Source organism: Pasteurella testudinis DSM 23072 (assembly GCF_900176075.1).
In the GTDB taxonomy this organism is placed as follows: domain Bacteria; phylum Pseudomonadota; class Gammaproteobacteria; order Enterobacterales; family Pasteurellaceae; genus Chelonobacter; species Chelonobacter testudinis.
Genome location: NZ_FWWV01000013.1, coordinates 1 through 18,065 on the forward strand (window position 1 = coordinate 1; position 18,065 = coordinate 18,065).

The 18,065-nt window shown below is 45.2% G+C and carries 17 protein-coding genes; 4 read left to right on the plus strand and 13 right to left on the minus strand.

Annotated elements, in window-relative coordinates; all coding sequences use genetic code 11:
- The first annotated feature begins 464 nt into the window (after positions 1-464).
- The gene (locus B8880_RS06060; RefSeq protein ID WP_084256729.1) at positions 465-1,043 is read left to right on the plus strand and encodes a thymidine kinase; all 579 of its coding nucleotides are present in this window, start codon (positions 465-467) and stop codon (positions 1,041-1,043) included.
- A gap of 56 nt (positions 1,044-1,099) precedes the next feature.
- Here B8880_RS06060 and pfkA read toward each other — a convergent pair whose 3' ends face one another.
- The 5 genes from pfkA to ung form a co-directional block, all read right to left on the minus strand.
- A complete protein-coding gene (gene pfkA / locus B8880_RS06065; protein WP_084256730.1) occupies positions 1,100-2,065 on the minus strand; it encodes a 6-phosphofructokinase in 966 nt (321 codons plus the stop codon).
- A 166-nt stretch (positions 2,066-2,231) separates the two neighbouring features.
- Complete coding sequence (locus B8880_RS06070) at positions 2,232-3,131, minus strand: cation diffusion facilitator family transporter (protein WP_084256731.1); 900 nt, start codon at positions 3,129-3,131, stop codon at positions 2,232-2,234.
- A 17-nt stretch (positions 3,132-3,148) separates the two neighbouring features.
- Positions 3,149-3,712, minus strand: a complete 564-nt coding sequence (locus tag B8880_RS06075; RefSeq protein ID WP_084256732.1) for a hypothetical protein — start codon at positions 3,710-3,712, stop codon at positions 3,149-3,151.
- A gap of 3 nt (positions 3,713-3,715) precedes the next feature.
- Positions 3,716-4,492, minus strand: coding sequence for a peroxide stress protein YaaA (gene yaaA / locus B8880_RS06080; protein ID WP_084256733.1), 777 nt, complete (start codon positions 4,490-4,492; stop codon positions 3,716-3,718).
- Between the two features lie 96 nt (positions 4,493-4,588).
- On the minus strand, positions 4,589-5,263 hold the full coding sequence (gene ung, locus B8880_RS06085) for a uracil-DNA glycosylase (RefSeq protein ID WP_084256734.1): 675 nt from the start codon (positions 5,261-5,263) through the stop codon (positions 4,589-4,591).
- A gap of 302 nt (positions 5,264-5,565) precedes the next feature.
- On the opposite strand from ung, the gene grcA reads away from it, so the two are divergent.
- Both grcA and B8880_RS06095 read left to right on the plus strand, forming a co-directional pair.
- Entirely contained in the window at positions 5,566-5,949 is a 384-nt protein-coding gene (gene grcA, locus B8880_RS06090) for an autonomous glycyl radical cofactor GrcA (protein ID WP_084256735.1), read from the plus strand.
- Between the two features lie 254 nt (positions 5,950-6,203).
- Positions 6,204-7,178: a TerC family protein gene (locus B8880_RS06095; protein WP_084256736.1), complete on the plus strand. Its 975-nt coding sequence runs from the start codon at positions 6,204-6,206 to the stop codon at positions 7,176-7,178.
- Positions 7,179-7,272: 94 nt separating this feature from the next.
- Here B8880_RS06095 and B8880_RS06100 read toward each other — a convergent pair whose 3' ends face one another.
- From B8880_RS06100 to metN, 5 genes are all read right to left on the minus strand, one after another.
- Positions 7,273-8,511 carry a saccharopine dehydrogenase family protein gene (locus B8880_RS06100; protein ID WP_084256737.1) on the minus strand — a complete coding sequence of 413 codons (1,239 nt, stop codon included), beginning with the start codon at positions 8,509-8,511 and terminating at the stop codon, positions 7,273-7,275.
- A gap of 142 nt (positions 8,512-8,653) precedes the next feature.
- Positions 8,654-9,757, minus strand: coding sequence for a carboxynorspermidine decarboxylase (gene nspC, locus B8880_RS06105; RefSeq protein WP_084256738.1), 1,104 nt, complete (start codon positions 9,755-9,757; stop codon positions 8,654-8,656).
- Between the two features lie 106 nt (positions 9,758-9,863).
- A complete protein-coding gene (gene metQ / locus B8880_RS06110) occupies positions 9,864-10,664 on the minus strand; it encodes a methionine ABC transporter substrate-binding lipoprotein MetQ (RefSeq protein ID WP_084256739.1) in 801 nt (266 codons plus the stop codon).
- Between the two features lie 40 nt (positions 10,665-10,704).
- The gene (locus B8880_RS06115; RefSeq protein ID WP_084256740.1) at positions 10,705-11,370 is read right to left on the minus strand and encodes a methionine ABC transporter permease; all 666 of its coding nucleotides are present in this window, start codon (positions 11,368-11,370) and stop codon (positions 10,705-10,707) included.
- Positions 11,363-12,397, minus strand: a complete 1,035-nt coding sequence (gene metN, locus B8880_RS06120) for a methionine ABC transporter ATP-binding protein MetN (protein WP_084256741.1) — start codon at positions 12,395-12,397, stop codon at positions 11,363-11,365. The genes B8880_RS06115 and metN overlap by 8 nt, the downstream gene beginning before the upstream one ends.
- A 216-nt stretch (positions 12,398-12,613) precedes the next feature.
- Between metN and gmhB the strand changes: the two genes are divergently transcribed.
- On the plus strand, positions 12,614-13,177 hold the full coding sequence (gmhB, locus tag B8880_RS06125) for a D-glycero-beta-D-manno-heptose 1,7-bisphosphate 7-phosphatase (RefSeq protein WP_084256742.1): 564 nt from the start codon (positions 12,614-12,616) through the stop codon (positions 13,175-13,177).
- A gap of 75 nt (positions 13,178-13,252) precedes the next feature.
- Here the strand turns inward: gmhB and dcuC are convergent, their stop codons facing one another.
- The 3 genes from dcuC to glyS all read right to left on the minus strand — a co-directional run bounded on the left by dcuC (position 13,253) and on the right by glyS (position 18,061).
- Complete coding sequence (gene dcuC, locus B8880_RS06130; RefSeq protein WP_084256743.1) at positions 13,253-14,620, minus strand: C4-dicarboxylate transporter DcuC; 1,368 nt, start codon at positions 14,618-14,620, stop codon at positions 13,253-13,255.
- A gap of 16 nt (positions 14,621-14,636) precedes the next feature.
- Positions 14,637-15,854, minus strand: coding sequence for a M20 family metallopeptidase (locus B8880_RS06135; protein WP_244165612.1), 1,218 nt, complete (start codon positions 15,852-15,854; stop codon positions 14,637-14,639).
- A 140-nt stretch (positions 15,855-15,994) separates the two neighbouring features.
- The gene (gene glyS / locus B8880_RS06140) at positions 15,995-18,061 is read right to left on the minus strand and encodes a glycine--tRNA ligase subunit beta (RefSeq protein WP_084256744.1); all 2,067 of its coding nucleotides are present in this window, start codon (positions 18,059-18,061) and stop codon (positions 15,995-15,997) included.
- Positions 18,062-18,065: the final 4 nt, after the last annotated feature.

Genomic DNA, 18,065 nt, shown 5'->3' on the forward strand with positions numbered 1-18,065 from the left:
ATTATGAATTTACTATCAGCACTCATTAAGACTTTAGTTTTTAAATCTTTTTTAATTACCAATGCCTTGCACAAGTGCCCACACAGATTGTCTGATATATTGTTAAAGAACAGTCACAACCGCCAACCTCTTAAACAGAACGCTGCGTCGTTGTGAGGTGCGCATTATAGACATTCGGCAAATCTTTGCAACCCCTTTTTCGACCTTTTTTCTAATCTTTTTCTCAACCGCTGTTTTTTTATACCGAAACACCGTGAAAATCACTTTCCAGCTCATCTTTTAAACTAAAGCCGCTTGATTTTTTATCTTGTTATTTATCGCTTGCTTTTATTTGCGAACTTCTTTGGTTATGGTAGCATTCTGCCAGAACTCTTTATTTTAAATAGCTTATACAAATCAGTCGATTAAGATTGCCAGGCTGGATTGGCAACTAAGCTAATTTTAACTACTGATGACAAAACAATATGGCAAAACTTTATTTTTATTATTCTTCGATGAACGCAGGCAAGTCGACGACCTTACTGCAATCCTCATACAACTATCAAGAACGGCAGATGAATACGCTGGTTTATACCGCAGCAATCGATAATCGCTTCGGTACCGCAAAAGTGACTTCTCGAATCGGTATCAGCCAAGATGCCTTAGTTTTCACAACGGAAACAGATTTATACCAACAAATCAAACACCAGATTAATCAGAAACCTTTACACTGTATTTTGGTAGATGAAGCGCAATTTTTAAGTAAAGCGCAAGTTTATCAATTAAGCGATGTTGTGGATAAACTTCATATTCCGGTGCTATGCTACGGCTTGCGCACCGATTTCCAGGGGGAATTATTTGAAGGCAGCCGCTATCTGTTGGCATGGGCGGATCAGTTGGAAGAACTGAAAACCATCTGTTATTGCGGACGCAAAGCCAATTTCGTGTTGCGCTTGAATGCAAACGGTGAGGTCGTGCAAGCCGGTGAACAAATCCAAATCGGTGGCAACGACAGCTATCTTTCCGTCTGTCGCCGCCATTATAAAGAGCGGTTGGGGAAATAAATAATAAAAAACCCATCGCATAATATGTGATGGGTTTCGTAGCATTCTGCAATGAATTAATACAGTTTTCTTGAGGCTTCAAACCAATCTGCTTTAAACGGACGTTTCATATTGGTAATGGCATCAATAATGTCATGGTGTACCAGTTTTTCATTCTGGATGCCGATGCAACGCCCACCGATGCCTTCTTTCAATAGTTCAACGGCATAAACTCCCATGCGTGAAGCCAAAATACGATCGAAAGCGCAAGGTGCGCCACCACGTTGAACATGTCCCAATACAGTAGCGCGGGTTTCCAGTTTCACTCGGGATTCGATTTCTTTCGCCAATTCATTTACATCGCAGATATATTCGGTAATCGCAATAATGGCGTGACGTTTGCCTTTTTGGAAACCGTATTCGACTTTCTTGATCAAAGCCTCACGCTCAAACGGACGCTCCGGCACCACGATAAATTCACAACCGCCGGCAATCGCCGCGCCCAGCGTTAAATCACCGCAATGGCGCCCCATAATTTCGATAATCGAAACCCGTTGATGTGAGCTTGAGGTGTCACGCAGGCGGTCAATCGCTTCCAATGCGGTTTCAAGTGCGGTTTGATATCCGATGGTATAATCCGTACCCGCCACATCATTATCAATAGTACCCGGAATCCCGATACATGGAAAACCATACTCTTCAGTGATCAATTTTGCCCCCATATAAGAGCCGTCACCGCCGATGACTACCAACGAATCAATACCGTGCGCTTTCAAGTTTTCAACCGCCTTAGCTCGAACCGCTGGATCTTTAAATTCCGGAAAACGGGCAGAACCTAAAAACGTGCCGCCGCGTCCAATAATATCAGAAACGGAAAATCGCTCTAACTTTTTGATTTCATTATTATAAAGCCCTGAATACCCATTATATACACCGTAAACTTCTATACCTTCAAACAGTGCCGAACGCACCACGCCACGAATGGCTGCATTCATACCCGGGGCATCGCCGCCGCTGGTTAAAATCGCAACTTTTTTTACCATGTTGAATTTCCCTTCTATTTCTTTAAATGATTAAAATAATTTTGTGTGTAGGGTACACGATCCCTTATTTACTCTCTATAGAAAAATGACGTTTTCTCAATTTTTTTATCTACTTTTAACATTTTGCCAATTTTATGTTTCGATTTTATGACAAACACAAAACACTTTAGCGTTTTATTAATTTTTGCTCTTTTTGCACCACCGAAGTTGGCTCTTGATGAATAATAATATCCGACATCGGAAACGCCATTAACAGCCGGTTTTCCAAATTATCGGTGATCTGGTGGGCTTTCCATAACGGCAGGCTATCGTCCAATTCCAAATGCAGCTGGATAAAACGAATCGCGCCGGAGCGACGGGTGCGCAGATCATGAATGCCGATAATATTTGCTTGGCTGGAAGCGATTTTCCAAATGAGATCAATTTCATCTGCTGGCAAAGTGCGGTCAAGCAACAGTTGCATCGCCTCAAACAGCATTTTGAGTGCATTCGCTAAAATATACAGCGCAATTAGCAAGGCAAAGATCCCGTCGGCATAAATATAACCAAACGCACTCAGCCCCAGTGACAACAACACCGCCACGTTCATCAACAAGTCGGTTTCATAGTGCAATTTGTCGGCTCGGATTGCCGGACTTTGGGTTTGGCGAATCACATAACTTTGATAACGAATCAAGACAAACGTCAGGATCAAGGCAATCACAGTGACCACAATCCCGACTGAAGCCGATTGTAACGGCTGTGGATTCATAATCCGTTCAATGCCCTGCAATAGCAGTAAAATCGCCGAACCGGAAATAAACGCACCTTGAATCAAGGTGGCTAAAGACTCTGCTTTTCCATGACCGAAGGAGTGGTTATCATCGGCAGGCATCAGCGAAAAACGCAGAATAATCATGCTGGTAAACGAGGCAAGCAGATCCAATAACGAATCAATGATCGATGCCAACATACTGACCGATCCGGTTTGCCACCATGCCACGCCTTTGATAAGAATCAGACCAAGTGCGGTCAACACTGCCAAAATTGAAGCGCGACGCACTAAGCGTCCATATTTTTCATACATAATCGGTCACTGCACGTTTAATCACACTGCCATATCCACGGCTGTTGTTGCAATTGTTGTAGGATTTTATGCGCCTTCGGATAAACCCGCTGTTGTAAAAAAGCGTTTTCTTTCGCTTTCGCCTGTTTTTCCCCATTCACGCCATAGCTGTATTGAAACTCCAGAAAGCCGCAATCAGCCATATTCCGCCCTTTCGCCACTTCGACGCCCCAATAAGCAAAGCGCTCGCTCGGGCGGTAAACCAGTTGTGAATAGAGGGTATCATCCGTAATCGTCATTTCGGCTAAGGTATTATCGCTCTGTTGATAACTTTTTTGGCGGAGTTCCAGCCGCTGTTGCAGGCTTAAGCCATACTGGTTGCGATCAAAAAACAGGACCACTTTCTCCCTTGAACTGCCATCGCCGTTCGGGTTATAGACATAACGCACCATTTCCACCAAATCCAGCATTTTGCCACGCTGAAAGGTTTTGCCGTTAAACGTCACTTTTTCACTGGCGCGAAAGGTTTTGCTCGGTTCCGTTGCCGAGCAAGCGGTCATCAGTAAGGCGAAAACAAGCAGCAAATACGATTTGAAGTGCATAGTTTAATCCTGCGAATCGCGTTTGAACACCAGTTCATCGCTACCGGAGGCATTGGAGTCAAACCAGTAACCGGCCGAATTAAATTGTTTTAAACCGTCCACACTGCTGATTCGATTTTGAATCAAATAACGGCACATCAAACCGCGCGCTTTTTTGGCATAAAAACTAATCACTTTATAAGTGCCGTTTTTATAGTCGAGGAAAATCGGTTTAACAATGCATGCCTTTAGTAAACGCGGTTTAACCGCTTTGTAATATTCATCGGACGCCAAATTAAGCAGAACGGCATCTTGTTGCTCGTCAAGTGCGGTTTGTAACTGTTCGGTAATCACATCGCCCCAAAACTCATACAGGTTTTTACCGCCTGGATTGGCCAGTTTCGTGCCCATTTCCAAGCGGTACGGCTGCATGAGATCCAACGGCTTTAATAAACCGTAAAGCCCTGATAACACTCGCAAATGCTGTTGCGCATATAAAATATCATCATGACTCAAGCTCTCCGCCGCCAGTCCGGTGTAAACATCGCCTTTAAACGCGTAAATCGCCGCTTTAGCGTTTTCCAAGGTATGTTCCGTTTGCCACTCGGCAAAACGTGCCGCGTTCAGGCCGGCCAATTTGTCGCTGATGTGCATTAAAGAACCGATTTGTGCCGGCGTCAGGTCACGGCATACCTCGATCAATTGTTGGCTGTATCGGGTTAGTGCCGGCCGAGTGAAATTAAATTGCGGAATTTCAGACTGAAAATCCAGCGTTTTCGCTGGAGAGATAATCGCTAACATAGGGTTTCCATAGATGAAGTAAAACCAAAGCGTGATTATAACAAAACTCACGCCAATTCTCTAATTCCAAATGCTAAACCGCACTTTTGCCTGCCGTTATTCAACACTCGGCGGTAGCCGCCAATCTATCGGCGGTTGCCCGTGCTGCTGCAAATAATCGTTGGTTTTAGAAAAATGCCGGCAACCGAAAAAGCCGCGATAAGCCGATAACGGCGACGGGTGCGGCGCGGTTAAAACCAGATGGCGTTGCCGATCAATAAACTGCCCTTTACGCTGCGCATGACTGCCCCACAATAAAAACACCAGCTTGTCACGGGCTTGGTTTAACTGCTCAATCACTTTATCGGTAAAGGTTTCCCAACCGAAATTGGCGTGCGAATGGGCTTGCCCGCGCTCAACGGTCAATACCGTATTCAACAATAATACGCCCTGCTGCGCCCAGCTTGCCAAATAGCCGTGTTGAGGAATGTCAAAACCGCTAATGTCCGTTGCCAGCTCTTTATACATATTTAGCAACGAAGGCGGCGGTGCGATCCCCGGCTTCACCGAAAAGGCCAAACCGTGCGCCTGATTCGGACCGTGGTACGGATCTTGTCCTAAAATCACCACTTTCACTTGCTCAAACTCCGTCAAGCGAAAAGCGGTGAACACTTCATCATGCGGCGGATATACCCTTTTACCGCTCTTTTTAGCTTGTTCTACCTGTTTTAAAATATTCAAAAAGTAAGGCTGCCGCTTCTCTTGCCCGATGGCGTCGCTCCATGTCTTCATTTTTATTTTTCCTGCAGTGGCTTTTTTACGAATTATAGGCAAAGGGCGACAAAAATCCTAGCAAGGATTTTTTATTCTCGTCCAATATTGTTGTTTAAATGTAACAAATAAATAGCGATAACGTTAATTAACCATCATTAATCGCAGTAATTTATTGACCCAAATCAAATAAGACAATTTGCCAAAAAAATAATCACTGGTTATGGGTCAATTCAACTTAAATTTATTTGATAATTTCAACCGATTTGATAAAATTCTGAGCAATTAATTTAATCCACCCACTATAATATTGGAGTTCTATCATGATTAAAGGTATTCAAATTACTCAAGCCGCTAACGATGCGTTATTAAATTCTTTCTGGTTATTGGACAGCGACAAAGGCGAAGCCCGCTGCTTATGTGCCAAAGGCGATTTCGCCGAAGACCAAGTTGTTGCAATCAACGAATTGGGACAGATTGAATATCGCGAACTGCCGGTTGACGTTGCACCGACCGTAAAAGTGGAAGGTGGCCAACACCTGAACGTGAACGTATTACGTCGTGAAACATTGGAAGATGCGGTTAACAACCCTGAAAAATACCCACAGTTGACCATTCGTGTTTCCGGTTATGCCGTACGTTTCAACTCATTAACCCCTGAACAACAACGCGACGTTATCGCCCGTACTTTCACTGAAAGTCTGTAATCATTCGCGGAATCCGCTGGTTATAACGCCTAACCGCACTTTTACGTTTTACTGCAAGCCGCCGTTAATCTGGTTAACGGCGGCTTGTTATTTATCCGTTTTCCCGATGAATGATTATCTGCTTTCCCTCCTTCTTGAGACGGAAACCGAGAAATCATGAGCCGATAAAGATAAAAATAAATTTCCGCATCTTGTATAAATGCCAAAATAGCCGATAATGAGCCATTATTTTTCTATGGAGTATTATTTTTTATATGGCTAATCCCTCTTTACCCGATATCGGCAGCCCGATGTTTTACGGAATATTTTCTGTTGTCGTTGTGATTATGCTGGCGATTGATCTGTTAAGCCTGAAAAAGAGCGGTGCGCATAAAGTCAGTGTCAAAGAAGCGATGTGGTGGAGCGTGGTCTGGGTCTCGGTTTCCTGCTTGTTTGCCCTATGGCTCTACTTCGAACTCGCTTCCAACCCCGCTTACGGCAGCAAACTCGCCGGCGAAAAAGTCATGGAGTTTCTGACCGGTTATGTATTGGAAAAATCGTTATCGGTCGATAACCTGTTTGTTTTTCTGATGATTTTCAGTTATTTCAAAGTGCCGCCGCAGTATCAGCACAAAGTATTATTGTACGGCGTACTCGGTGCCATCATCATGCGTACCATTATGATCGCAATCGGCGCTATTTTGATTCGCGAATACGAATGGATTTTGTATATTTTCGGTATTTTCCTCGTTTACAGCGGTTTCAAAATCTTCACGGCAAAAGAGGGAGAAAACGGGGAAGATTTATCGAAAAACTGGCTATTAAACTGGCTTCGTCGCCATTTACGTCTCAGCAGCCAATTTGATGGCGAAAAATTTCTGACCGTCGAAAACGGTAAAAAACTGTTTACCCCGCTGGTGTTGGTGCTGATTATGGTGGAATTGAGTGACGTCGTATTTGCTGTAGACAGCATTCCGGCTGTGTTTGCGGTCACCACCGATCCGTTTATTGTGCTGACCTCAAATATCTTCGCCATTCTCGGCTTACGAGCGATGTATTTTGTCTTAGCCGACATTGCCGATCGTTTTGTCTATCTCAAATACGGCTTGGCGGTGATTTTGATTTTTATCGGCATCAAGATGCTGTTGGTGATGACTGGGATCCATATACCGATTGCCTTATCCATGACAATGGTGTTTATCATTTTAATCGTCTCGGTTCTGGCTTCGTTAAGAAAGAAAGTGCTTTAACCGCTTAAACCGCCAAAAATAAACCGCACTTTTATGCTGAATTTTCGCTAATAAAAAGTGCGGTTTTTCTTACCTTAAAACAAGTTAAACGAGATTAAAACACTAATTCCCGATCGCCGTTTTCATCTTTAACCCGATTCGGCAAACCGATTTGATTCAACAAATTGAGGAACGGTTTCGGATCCAGCTCCTCCACATTTACCATTTTTTCTACGTCCCACACGCCTTGTGCCACCAAAATGGCGGCGGCGACCGGCGGCACACCTGCGGTGTAGGAAATACCTTGGCTGCCCACTTCTTCATAGGCTTCCTTATGATCCGCCACGTTGTAGATAAAGACTTCTTTTTCCTTACCGTCTTTCTTGCCTTTTGCAAGGGTGCCGATACAGGTTTTTCCGCTGTAATCCGGCGCCAATGAAGAGGGATCCGGCAACACCGCTTTCACCACTTTTAACGGAATCACTTCCAAGCCTTCGGCGGTGGTGACCGGCTGTTCGGATAACAAACCAAGATTCTTCAATACGGTGAAGACATTAATATAGTGTTCGCCGAATCCCATCCAGAAACGGATATTCGGCACATTCAGATTTTGCGACAGGGAGTGAATTTCATCATGTCCCGTCATATAGGAGGTTTGCTGACCGACAACCGGCAGGTCGTCCGTCCGCTTAATTTCAAACATTTGATTGCTGGTCCATTGGCTGTTCTGCCAACTCCAGACTTGTCCGGTAAACTCACGGAAATTGATCTCCGGATCGAAATTGGTGGCAAAATAGCGACCATGACTACCGGCATTAATATCAATAATATCAAGGCTATCGGTTTGATCTAAATAGTCATTGACCGCAACGGCGGCATAGGCGTTAACCACCCCCGGATCAAATCCCACGCCTAAAATCGCGGTAATCTTATTCTTTGCGCAGATTTCACGGCGTTGCCATTCGTAATTATTGTACCACGGCGGCGTTTCACAGATTTTATGCGGTTCTTCGTGAATTGCCGTATCCAAATAAGCCGCACCGGTTTCGATACAGGCTTGCAGCACCGACATATTGAGAAATGCCGAGCCGACATTGATCACAATCTGCGCTTCGGTTTCTTTGATGATGGATTTGGTCGCTTCAATATTGAACGCATCGAGTTCAAAACAGGCAATTTCAGCGGGAATTTTAAAGGCGTTTTTTTCACGCACGCTGTTGGCAATATCTTGGCATTTGCTGATGCCGCGTGAAGCAATGGCGATAGAACCTAAAATATCGTTGTGTTGGGCGCATTTATGTGCGACGACTTGAGCCACACCACCGGCACCAATAATTAAGATGTTTTTTTTCATGTTTGCATAATCCTCCTTAATGTCAGATTACAACCGCACTTTTCATTTCAAAGTGCGGTCATAACCGGCATGACGTTTAATCTTGCCAACTCGGCAAGACCTGATTGATTCGTTGAAACCACTTGCAATAACGCAGAAACGGTTAAGACAAGCTGTCAACGTAATCGTCAAAATCGAACTGCTTGATCAAGTTAATCTCGCCGTTCAATTCTTTCATGGCAATGGACGGCATATTGACGCCATTGAACCAATTCTTTTTCACCATGGTATAACCGGCGGCGTCGCAGAACGACAGGCGATCACCGATTTTCAACGGTTGTTCAAACTGATATTCACCGAAAATATCGCCCGCCAAACAAGATTTGCCGCAGACCATATAGTGATAATCGCCCTGATTCGGCTGTAGTTTAGCGCTTTGGCGGTAAATCAGCAAATCCAGCATATGCGCTTCAATCGAGCTGTCCACAATCGCCAGCTCTTTGCCGTTATGCAACGTATCCAGCACCGTCACTTCCAAACTGGTGCTGAGGGTAATCGCCGCTTCGCCCGGCTCTAAATAGACCTGCACGCCGTATTGTTCGGCAAACTGTTTTAAACGATCGGCAAATTGATCGAGCGGATAACCCTCACCGGTAAAATGAATGCCACCGCCCAAACTGACCCAATCCACTTGATACAGGAGTTCGCCGAATTCGTTTTCGATGTGCTTTAACATTTGATCGAAACGGTCAAAATCGCCGTTTTCACAGTTGTTGTGGAACATAAAACCGTTAATCAGCGGCAGCACTTCACGAATTTTATTCATGTCCCATTCGCCTAAACGGCTGTGCGGCCGCGCCGGATCCGCCAAGATAAACTCAGAGGTGCTGACGCGCGGATTGACCCGCAAACCGCGTTGAATGCCTTGCGCTTGCTCGGCAAAACGGTTCAGCTGACTAATCGAATTAAAAATAATTTTATCCGCATTGGCAACCACTTCGGCAATTTCCGCATCGCTGTAAGCCACGCTGTAAGCATGGGTTTCGCCGCCGAATTTGCTTTGTCCGAGCTTGACTTCATACAATGACGAGGAAGTCGTGCCGTCCATATATTCGCGCATAAAATCAAACACACCCCAAGTAGCAAAACATTTTAGTGCCAACAGTGCTTTGGCACCGGAACGTTCACGCAAATAAGCAATTTTCTGCATATTTTTCAGTAATTTGCTTTTATCAATCAAATAATACGGCGTTGCTAATTCAGTCATTTTTTCGCTTCACATTCTATAAAAAAATCGGTTGATTAAGAGAAACTCTCAATCAACCTATTGATACTATTATATATTTACTCATTGTAGAGCGGATTAAGGTTAATTACCAGCCTTTCACCACTGAGTCTTTAAACTCTTGTTTGGCTTTTTCATACACCGCTTCGGAGTTATACGCTTTAACAAAGTTAACCACATCTTGATCTTCTTTATTGTCTTCGCGTGCCACAATAATATTGACGTATGGCGAATCTTTATCTTCGACAAAGATCGCATCGGTGCTTGGGAACAAACCGGCTTGACCGGCGTAAGTATTATTGATCACCGCCAAATCCACTTCCGGTAATACTTGCGGCAGTAACGGCGCTTCTAATTCGCGAATTTTCAGTTTTTTCGGGTTTTCGACAATATCAAGTGCGGTCGGCGTTAAACCGGTGCCTTCTTTCAATTTCAACAGCCCTTGCGCTTGCAATAATAACAAGCTACGCCCACCGTTAGTCGGATCGTTTGGAATCGCCACGGTTGCGCCGTCTTTCAATTCGTCCAGTTTGCTGATTTTTTTGGAATAGGCGGCAATCGGATAAACAAAAGTATTACCGACAATCACCAACCCTTTCAGACCGCGCGCTTCCACTTGCGCATCTAAATACGGTTTGTGTTGGAACGCATTGGCATCAATCGACTTTTCTTCCAATGCCACGTTCGGAGTCACATAATCGGTAAACGGTACCAATTCAACCTCTAAACCGAATTGATCTTTCGCCACTTGCTTCGCTACTTCCGCGACGGAAAATTCGGGGCCGGTTTGAATGCCGACTTTAATTTTACCGTCTTTCGCCAATGCCGAACCGGAAAATGCAACCGCAGTCGCCAATGCGCTCAAGGTGAAAATGTTTTTTAATTTCATGATGGTATTTTCCTTTTTGGTAAATAGTGATGAATAAAACCTAACGGTGATCAACATAGCGAACCAGTGAGTCGCCCACAAATTGAATCAATTGCACCATCGCGACCAAAATGATCACCACGGTAGTTAAAATTTCCGGCACATTGGTCTGGTAGCCGTAACGGATTGCCACGTCTCCCAAACCGCCGCCGCCGACAATGCCTGCCATCGCGGAATAATTGACCAGCGTCACCAAGGTAATGGTTAAGCCGTTGATTAATGCCGGTAGCGCCTCAGGCAACAAAAATTTGCCGATAATTTGCAAATTGGTTGCCCCCATTGCCCGTGCCGCTTCGGTCAGCCCTGCCGGAATTTCCAACAGTGCGCCTTCCACCAAACGGGCGACAAACGGAATCGCCGCTACGGTCAACGGCACAACCGCCGCTGTGGTACCGATAGACGAGCCGACCAACGCACGCGTGAACGGAATAATCCAGAACAGTAAAATCACAAACGGAATCGCCCGCCCGATATTTACCGCCACACTGATAATGCGATACAGTTTCGGGTTTTGTTTGATTTCCCCCGGACGCGTGATAAACAGCAACACGCCCAATGGAATGGCAAACAGTGCTGCCAGAAAACCGGAAGCAAAAACCATATATAAGGTTTCACCGGTGGCATTTAAAATCATCTGCCACACTTGTGGCGTTAAGCGATCAAACATAACCTAACACCTCAACTCGCACATTATGTTCCATTAAATAAATTTTGGCTTCGGTAATCGCATCTTCCGGCCCCTCAACTTCGGCAATGGTAAAACCGAATTTTACGCCGCCAATATAATCAATCTGCGACACCAAAATACTCAAATCCACACCGAACTTTTTCGAGGTTTGCGACAACAGCGGTGCATCGACCGAACGGCCGGTAAACTCAAACTTGATAATCGGGTAGGAATCCGCCCCTTTCGGTGCTGGCGAGAGCTGCTCCATATACTCTTTCGGTAAATTGATACGGAATGTTGATTGAATAAAACTTTTCGCCAAATCGGTTTTCGGATTGGAGAAAATTTCACTCACGCTGCCGCTCTCGACCAACTGCCCTTTATCAATCACCACCACTTGATGACAAATCTGCTTCACCACTTCCATTTCATGGGTAATCAGCAAAATGGTCAAGCCCAACTTTTGGTTGATTTCCTGTAATAATGCCAAAATGGATTGGGTAGTTGCCGGATCAAGCGCACTGGTCGCCTCGTCACACAACAACACTTTCGGCTCCGACGCCAACGCCCGCGCAATCGCCACCCGCTGTTTTTGTCCGCCTGAAAGATTGCTCGGATAGATATTTTTTTTATCGCTTAAACCGACCAAATCCAACAGTTCGTCAACCCGCCGGTTTATCGCCGCTTTCTCGCTGCCGTTCAACTCCAGCGGCAACGCCACATTGCCGAACACCGTGCGATTGCTCAACAAATTAAAATGCTGAAAAATCATACCGATATGGCGACGGGCATTCACCAGCTCGCTGGCATTCATTGCCGTCAATTCCTGCCCGTCGACAAACACCTGACCGCTGCTCGGCTGCTCCAGCAGATTGGCACAACGGATTAACGTACTTTTCCCCGCGCCGGAAGCACCGATAACCCCACAAATCTGCCCTTTCGGAATCTCCAGATTGACATTATCCAATGCGGTCAGTTTTTTCCCATTTGCCTCAAAAATTTTATTTATATTTTTTAGCTTAATCATGTAAGCCCTTTTATCATTGGGATCATTAAAATCATTTCGCTATTTTAGACGTCCAGATTGCCATGTCAACCTGTAGTTAGCCCTTTTTTATAGTAAGCTGTTATAAGTTAGATGTTTTATGGCGCTTTGTATTAATAAAAGTGCGGTATTACCGATTTCCAGCCCGTTTTACGCTATAATCGCGACAAGAAAAACAAGCCAATCAGTGAGGCGAACATGAAAAAAGCCATTTTTTTAGATCGTGACGGTACCATCAATATCGATCACGGTTATGTACATCAAATCGATCAATTTGAGTTTATCGAAGGCAGTATTGAAGCCCTCCTCGAACTGAAACAACGGGGCTATCTACTGGTGCTGGTCACCAATCAATCCGGCATTGCCAGAGGCTATTTCAGCGAAGATCAGTTTCTGCAACTGACCGAATGGTTCGACTGGTCACTGGCGGATCGCGGTGTGGATTTCGACGGTATCTACTACTGTCCGCACTTGCCCGACGGCATCGGTGAATACCGCCAAGACTGCGACTGCCGCAAGCCGAAAGCCGGTATGCTGCTGCAAGCCGCCGCCAAACTCGGCATCGATCTCAACCGCTCTTTTATGGTCGGTGACAAAATCGAAGACATCATGGCCGGCAAAGCCGCCGGCGTAGCACACACCGTCTTGGTCCGCAGCGGAAAACCGGTTACGGCGGAAGGCGAAGCGCTGGCAGATGGCGTGTTGGATTCTATTGCGGATTTGCCGGGGTATGTTGGGAAAATGCAAAAATCAAAAAGGTAATGAGGATACCGTACCGTAGGAATCAGATAAAAACTTAGCCGTAATCAACACCATAAATTACGGCTAATCGCGTTATTAATGAAACAGCATAAATGTGCCGGATAACACCGTCAATAATGCCAAAGCCATCGGAATGGCTGTTCGTTTTACGACATCAAACGGCGATACATTGGCAACGCCGGACACAGCGACAATCACGGCTGTAATCGGAGAAACACTACGGGCGATCCCCGCCACCAGCTGCATTGGCAATAACATCAGCACTGACGGCACGCCCAATGAAGTCGCTACTTTGGGCGCTAATGCCGAAAAAGCAAAGAACGGCGCGTTGCCTGATCCCATCACAATGGCGGAGAGTGCGATGATCCCAACCATAACCGCCGTCATAGTAAAAATACCAAAACCCGATGTTTGCGCCCCAGAAATAATCGTATCAATCGCCCCTATCGCAGTTAAACCTTTGGCAAACGTTTCACCGGCGACAATTAACGTAATAACCACGGCAAATTGTTTTCCCATGCCATCAAAGAATACCTGAATATCGGCAAATACCGTTTTCATATCCCGTTTTCTTATTAATTCAAAAATCATTGCAGTAAATAAACTAATCAACATTGCAGTGACCACATTCATTCTTATACCGGCAATCACGAGTTTACTAAACGTTAAAATTAAAAAGAGCGGTAAGAGTGGTAATAAAATATAAATAATCGGCGGCGTTTCTTCCTCAGAATAAGAATTAACGGCTGCCGAAACTATCGTATTATCGGTTTGCTGACGGCTATCAAACCATTTCTGCACCAAAATATGTGAAACGGCAATCACCAGCATTGTCAATACTGCCAATGGAATCTGATATGTCACAAAATAACCAGCGATATCTATTTCGGCTGTTTTAGCGGCTAATACGGCATTTCCGGAAGCCGGTCCCAAATCCAAACAAGCTGTCGTTCCTATCACGGCGGTAGCCCCTTCACGGCTCACCCCTAAATTAACTAAAATCGGGAAGAGTGTAAGCATTAACAACAGCCCCAAACCAGAGGCACTTGGAATAAAAATATTGAGTAATTGTCCGATAATATAAGCAAATCCTAACATTAAATAGGGTGCTTTAATATTTTTTAACGGTTTGATCGAATATTTAACCAATGTTTTACTTGCGCCGGTATGATCCATATAGCGGGCAAACCCTCCGACTGCCATAATCATTAAGCCAAGATCTGCCGTTCTAGAACTAAAAACATTTTTAATAAACTCAAAAATATCAAATCCTACCCAACCTGTCGATTTATCCGCCGGTAAAATTTCGCCCAATCCAAACAACACGGCAAAACACATTAAAATAATACCGCCGCACAACAAAACAACTTGGGCTTTATATTTTTTAACGATTAAATAACCAACGGCTAGGGTAACAATAGATGCAATAATTAAACCAAGCATAAGCTATCTCTCCTTATCATTTGGATAAACAGAACTTCACAGTTTCATATAATAAAGTCGTGCGCGGAATAATCGAATCAATCTCTAAATACTCCTCCGGACTGTGCTGCCTACCACCGACAATTCCCATGCCGTCAATGGTCGGTACGCCTAATGCAGCAAAAAAATTACCATCGGAAGCGCCGCCGGTAGAAGCCCAGTCTGCTTGGATCCCAAGCCGCTGCTTAATTTGATCAACTTCGGCGCAAAACGCCAATCCGTTTTTTGTTTTTGCCCAAGGCGGACGGGTTATTCCACCTGCAACACCAATTCTAACCCCTTGTTTGGTGATCTTGCCGTGTAAATTTTGAATCAATGCATCCAATCTTTCCGACTCAAGCGCAGATATAAATCGGCAATCGATTTGAATTTTAGCGTAAGCCGGAACCGTATTCGGCGTGGTTCCGCCTTCAATCGTTCCGATATTCAGCATATTTCCTTTCTCCGGTTTCACTTGCGCTAATAGCATTTGGCACGTTTCGATACAGGCGTTAATCGCATTGGCACCGGCTTCCGGATTAACCGCAGCATGCGCTTCTTTTCCAAAAAACTCGAGTATGTATTTTCCCACCCCTTTACGTTCATTCACCAAATTACCATTTGCTCTGGCTGGCTCTAAAATAATGGCGTAACGACTTTTCGCTGCCAATTTTTCCAATAACGGGCGAGAATAAATCGAGCTGATCTCTTCATCAGGATTGAAAATAACACAGATATTCCCTTCACCGATTTCATTATTTTCGGTCAGAAGTCTGCAAACATGGTAGGCTTGGATTAATCCTTGCTTCATATCGCATACGCCGGGGCCATATGCCCTTTTCCCGTCTTCGCTAAACGGTCTGGTTTTGGTCGTACCTATTTTAAACACGGTATCCATATGCCCGGAGAGTAAAACATCAAAAGCGTCAACTTTGCGATTCATGCAGACCAAAGCCGAGCCGACCGATGAATCAAGGGGATATTCTTCAATGTGCCAATTTAACGCATGAAATTTTTCTCGTAAGAAGTTGATAACTTGCGCTTTTCCTTGCGGATCATAACTGTAAGATTCGATATTAACGATGGATTTTAGATCTCGCAGAAACATTTTCAGGTCTATTATCGACATAATGAGCACCTCATAGAGCGGTTTGGTTAGAAGGCTAATTCGACAGGTCAAGTTAACTTTTGCTGAAAAAACAAACAATTTCACCATAGAGACGGGACATAAAAATGTCAATGCAAATGCGCATTTTCACTATCAATTTGTGATACTCATCATAAAAACATTTCATTTGAAATAAAAAACCGTCACGACTTTCGCCGCAACGGTTCTCATTTTGCTACAATTTACGTTTACTGCAACAACGAAATATCCGCCACTTGTAGGAATAATTCTCTCAAGTTATGCAACAACGCCAAACGGTTGTTACGCAATGCCGGATCTTCCGCATTCACCATCACATTATCGAAGAAGTTATCAATCGGCTGGCGCAGGGCTGCTAGCTGCTCAAGTGCGGTCTGATAGCCGCCGTTGGCAAATAACGGTTGCAGTTTTTGCTGCAATTCCGCAACTTGCTCCGCAAGTGCAATTTCCGCAGGATCTTGGCATAAAGTGCGGTCAACCCGTGTCGGCAATTGCCCTTCGACTTTTGCCAGAATATTCGATACCCGTTTGTTGGCGGCGGCAAGGGCTTCGGCGGAATCTAAGGTGCGGAAATGCGCCACCGCACGCACACGTTTGTCAAAATCGGCAGGTTTGGTCGGACGACGCGCCAACACCGCTTGGATCACATCAACACTGAAACCTTCGTCTTGATACCACGCACGGAAACGAGCGAGCATAAAGTCCACCACGTCCGTTACTACGTTGGCGTTAGTTAATTTATCTCCGTACAATTCAACCGCACTTTGCACTAAGGTTTGCAAATCTAACGGCAGTTTTTTCTCGACGATAATCCGTAATACGCCCAGTGCCGCGCGGCGCAAGGCAAACGGATCTTTATCGCCTTTCGGGTATTGCCCGATACCGAAAATACCGCTCAAGGTATCCAATTTATCCGCCAGCGCCACCGAACACGCCACCAAACTGTGCGGCAATTCGTCACCGGCAAAACGCGGCATATACTGTTCGTTCAACGCTACCGCCACCGCTTCGTCTTCGCCGTCATGACGGGCGTAGTGCATGCCCATCACGCCTTGGGTATCGGTAAACTCAAACACCATGTTGGTCATCAAATCGCATTTTGACAGCAACCCGGCACGTTTGGCTTGGGTTTCGTCCGCACCGATTTGCGCCGCGATAATGCCGCTTAACTGTTCGATTCGTGCAGTTTTATCGCGTAACGTGCCCAATTGCTGTTGGAATAACACGGTTTCCAAGCGTGGCAAATTGTCTTCCAAACGCTGTTTTAAGTCGGTTTTAAAGAAAAATTCCGCATCGGTTAAACGTGGACGCACCACTTTTTCGTTGCCTTCGATGATCGCGCTCGGATCTTGCGGATTGATATTGGAAACAAAGATAAAGTGCGGTAGTAATTTGCCGTCTTTATCGTAAATCGGGAAATACTTTTGGTCGCCTTTCATGGTGTAAACCAAGGCTTCCGCCGGCACGGCCAAGAACCGCTCTTCAAAGGTGGCGCTTAACACATTCGGGTATTCCACCAATGAAGTGACTTCATCAAGCAGATCCTCTTCAATATCCGCCACACCGCCAAGTGCGGTGGCTTTCTCTTGTGCTTTGGCTAAAATCAAGGCTTTCCGCTGGTTGAAATCGGCAATCACCGCCCCTTTTTCCGCTAACAACGCAGGATATTGATCCGCATGGCTGATTTGGAATTCGCGCTCGACTAAGAAACGGTGTCCGCGAATAGTCGTGCCGCTCGCTACGCCCAAAATTTCGCCCTGAATCAATTCATCACCCAATAATAAAGTGACGGTATGCACCGGACGCACAAACTGCTCGCTTTTATCGCCCCAACGCATGGTTTTTGGAATCGGTAATTTTGCCAGTGCACTACTGATAATGCCAACCAACAGATTTTTAGTCGCCTGTCCCTCTACCACGGCACGGTAAGCCAGCCATTCGCCTTTATCGCTGGCGATACGCTCGGCTTGATCAACGCTAATCCCACAACCACGCGCCCAGCCTTCTGCCGCTTTGGTCGGCTTACCTTCCGCATCAAACGCCGCCGCAACCGCAGGCCCACGTTTTTCCACTTCTTTGCTTGGTTGTGAAGTTGCTAATCCCAACACTTTCACCGCTAAACGACGCGGTGCGGCAAACCATTCAACCTGTTCAAAAGCCAAACCCGCTTGATTTAACTCTTGCTCTACATTCTCCGCAAACGCTGTAGCTAATTTTTTAAGTGCCTTCGGTGGCAACTCTTCTGTGCCGATCTCGGCAAGGAAATTTTGTTTCATTTTT